Source organism: Nocardioides sp. (genome assembly GCF_031422975.1).
Taxonomy (GTDB): domain Bacteria; phylum Actinomycetota; class Actinomycetes; order Propionibacteriales; family Nocardioidaceae; genus Nocardioides.
In genome coordinates this window covers 1-3,387 of record NZ_JANPEO010000625.1, presented here as the reverse complement: position 1 = coordinate 3,387, position 3,387 = coordinate 1, and the positions used below count along the sequence as shown (strand labels likewise).

Sequence of the window (3,387 nt, the reverse complement as noted above, 5' to 3'; positions counted from 1 at the left end):
CACGCCCGACCTGATCGAGACGTGGATCGACTACAAGCGCACGCAAGAGATCCTGCCCGTGCAGCTGCGCCCGCACCCGCACGAGTTCGAGCTCTACTACGACATCTAGGCCTCATGCCTAGCGAACCGGCCCCTGACCTGCGGAAACGCAGAATCGGGGGCCGGTCTGCTTCTTCCCAGTCCGCACCGAGTCCGCAGGGATTGACCCCAACGCGCTGTGAGGCCCCTGGGCGATCCTGTCGAACGCCGCTCCCCGGTGCCCCATGACGCCACACTGCGACGATGCGCATCGGAACCTGGAACCTGCAGGGGCGTTGGGACACTCGCCACCTCGCCCTCATCGAGACGATGGACTGCGACGTCCTACTGCTCAGCGAGGTGTCCGAGCGGCTCAGGCGGTAAGGATCCGAATGGCGGCCTGGCCGTTGGTGCGCCACGGCTCAGGCACTGTGCGCCACTCGCGCGCATCATCTGGGAGCTCTCGCGCCAGCACTTGGAGCCTTGCCCTGTCCGACCCCTGCAAACCGCTCGCGCTCGGCGTACGGATCCTCGATCACCGCCAACAGGAGCGCGGCGTCCAGAAGATGACCACGCAGCTTCTCAACGACGCGCGGCGGCGCGTGTTCGGCGATCAGGACGTCCACGACGTCGTGCCCGCTCGCAACGACGTCGACCGTGGCCCCGCCACGGCGGAACCGGTGCGCTGTCTTGTTCCGGTCATCGATGGAGGGCGTCAGTTGGTAGCCGAGCGATTCCAAAGCCGTTGCCGTCTCGGCGGCCACGCCGCGCATGGTCTCGACGTGGAGAACGATGTCGACATCGTTGGTCGGACGCAACAGGTCGATCCCACGGTGGATCCCGTGGAGTTGGGCCATCAGGCCACCGACAAGCGTCCAATTCGCATGCGAGAGTGCGGCTTCAAGTTCGGCGACGTTCGGCCACGGCGCTCCCCAGCCGTCGAGCGGCGTGGCGACGTCGATGACCGGTCGCTCAACCACGGAACGCCTCCAGTGCGCTATCAAGCGCGTCGAGGCCGGCGCGGCGTTCGCGGACGTCCAGCGACTCAGCAAGGTCCAGCGCAGCGAGCACGACACTTCGTTGCATGAGATCGCGGACAATCACAAGATTCGTGGACGTAGCGCGCACCGTGATTCGGCCCTCGTCGTCACGGATCAGTCCGTGGCGTGACACAACCGCGGTGACATCACCAGCAGCGAGGTAGCCGTCAACGCTATTCGTCGCCGCCAAGCCGAGCCGGTCGGCAACATTGGTGGCGTACACCAGTTCACCAAGCAGCCGGTCCCCCGTGCTGGAGTGCGCCGCGTACCGAGTCACATCCGCCCGCTCCCGAGTCCGCTCAGCCAACCCAGCCGCGTTGAGTTCACGAAGGCGGCCCTTCAGCCGCGAGCGTTGACTCTCCCCCATCCACTCCGCGCCGCCGCCGGATAGGAGCGCGACCGCGCCCCAAGCTGTCGCCTCGGACCAAGCGCGTTTGTGAGAACCGCCCCGAACGGCCATGTGTCTCTCGACTGAGGTCTCGTCGAGCATGCCCCTCGCGACCTGTCGCAGCTTGCCACTCGCGACCAGGTTCTGCACCTGACGCGAGGAGACAACGAGACGTTCGGCAGCCTCGGAGACAGTGAGCAAACTCATGACAGATAATTTCGCGAATACGAAGTTAATTGTCAATCAGCGAAAACCGACCGCTCACACCTCAGACTCGGGCAATTCGGGCGGACTTGCAGACCAGGGTCAGTGTCTCGACCCGTCACTACCTCGATCTGCTCGTCGACCACGACCGCCTGACTCTGCGCGCCATCGACCAGGACGGCATGCTCATTGACTCCGTCGAACGGACCCGATGAACCCCGGAGCGACCTGGTGGGAGAGGCGAGGCCGCGCGTTGAGGACGCTCTCAGGGTCTCTCAGCCTCCCCACAGCGGCAGTCGGACAACCTGTAGGCATCAGGTCGCAACCCGCGTCCCCCGACCGAGGAGACACCACCATGAGGAACCTCAAGCGCAACGCCGCCATCACTGGCGCCGCCGCCATCCTGGCCGCGCTCGGCGTCGGCGGCGCAGTCGCTGCCCAGGCGTCGGACAACCCGGCCCCGATCGTCCAGCAGTCCGACGGCGACGGCGAGGCCAACGACGCCACCGAGGTCGAGGGCGCCGAGGAGGCCAACGACGGACCCAACCAGGGCCCGGACGCCAACCCCAACGAGCCCGGTCACCAGGACGCCGACGAGTCCGGCGAATCCGAGTAGGCGACCCGTCCCCGTTCAGGTCGCTGATTTGGCCGGCAGGTGTCGGCACAACGGTGGGGCCTGTTGCCACCCGCCACAGGCCCCACCTCTCTGCCCGGAGACCCCCGGGCACCTTGGGGCGAGTCCCCACCACCACGAGCACTGTGAGGTCCTGTCATGAACGAACCCGCGATCGAGCTACGTGGACTTCAGCACCGCTACGACACCGACCTCGTCCTGCGTGGCGTGGACCTTCGGATCGAGCACGGAGAAGTCTTCGGGTTCCTCGGCCACAACGGTGCCGGCAAGACCACGGCGATGAACATTCTGACCACCTTGATCACCCCCACCGGAGGCACGGCCACGGTCTGCGGGTACGACGTGGTCACCGAACGCAGTGAGGTGACCCGCCGCATCGGGTACCTGCCCGCCGACGTGCGCATGTACGGGCACATGAGCGCCCTGGAGAACCTCGAGTTCCTCGCCAAGCTCTCCGGGCTCCCCGATGCCCGCGCTGCGGCCATGGAGGCACTTGAGTTCCTGGGGTGCGCGGACCTCGCCACGCGTCGGGTCGGCACCTTCTCCACCGGCATGCGGCAACGCATCGGCATCGCCCAGGCGATCGTGCACCGACCCCAGGTGCTGCTGCTCGACGAACCCACCTCGGGCCTGGACCCGATGGGCGTCCGCCAGCTCCGCAACACCATCACCCAGCTCAACGCCGAGCTCGGCATGACGGTCTTCATGAACACCCACCTGCTCAGCGAGGTCTCCAAGGTGTGCACCACGATCGGCGTCCTCAACCACGGTGAGCTGATCTACAACGACAGCATCGAGAACACCACGCTCCGATTCCCCGACGAAGCCTCACTGGAAGACATCTACGTCCGAGTCGGCGGGCCGACACCATGACCGCCACCCCCACCAGCGCCCGGACCGTGATCGGCACGGTCTCGGCCCAGCAGGGCCTGACGTTTCGGCGTCAGCGAGTCCGACTGATCGGGTTGACGACCCTGCTCATGGTCACCGCCATGGCCGGCATCCTCGGCTGGTCGAGTCACCAGACGATCGTGCGGGTCTTCGACCAGGCAGTGCAGCTGCAAGCCGCAGCCGGGAACCCGGCACCCGCCAACCCGTTCCTG

The 3,387-nt window shown here is 66.5% G+C and carries 5 protein-coding genes; 3 read left to right on the top strand and 2 right to left on the bottom strand.

Going from position 1 to position 3,387, the window contains the following annotated elements:
• Positions 1 to 467 precede the first annotated feature (467 nt).
• The gene (locus tag RMO85_RS18590; RefSeq protein WP_310530208.1) at positions 468 to 998 is read right to left on the bottom strand and encodes a hypothetical protein; all 531 of its coding nucleotides are present in this window, start codon (positions 996 to 998) and stop codon (positions 468 to 470) included.
• Positions 991 to 1,653 (bottom strand): hypothetical protein, encoded by a 663-nt coding sequence (locus tag RMO85_RS18585; protein ID WP_310530207.1) that lies wholly within the window; start codon positions 1,651 to 1,653, stop codon positions 991 to 993. Before RMO85_RS18585 ends, RMO85_RS18590 begins: the two co-directional genes overlap by 8 nt.
• Before the next feature lie 352 nt (positions 1,654 to 2,005).
• Between RMO85_RS18585 and RMO85_RS18580 the strand changes: the two genes are divergently transcribed.
• From RMO85_RS18580 to RMO85_RS18570, 3 genes are all read left to right on the top strand, one after another.
• Positions 2,006 to 2,266, top strand: coding sequence for a hypothetical protein (locus tag RMO85_RS18580; RefSeq protein ID WP_310530206.1), 261 nt, complete (start codon positions 2,006 to 2,008; stop codon positions 2,264 to 2,266).
• Positions 2,267 to 2,422: 156 nt separating this feature from the next.
• Positions 2,423 to 3,157 (top strand): ABC transporter ATP-binding protein, encoded by a 735-nt coding sequence (locus RMO85_RS18575; RefSeq protein WP_310530205.1) that lies wholly within the window; start codon positions 2,423 to 2,425, stop codon positions 3,155 to 3,157.
• Positions 3,154 to 3,387, top strand: a 234-nt coding sequence (locus RMO85_RS18570; RefSeq protein ID WP_310530204.1) for a hypothetical protein, incomplete at its 3' end; no start/stop codon positions are given. The genes RMO85_RS18575 and RMO85_RS18570, both read left to right, overlap by 4 nt.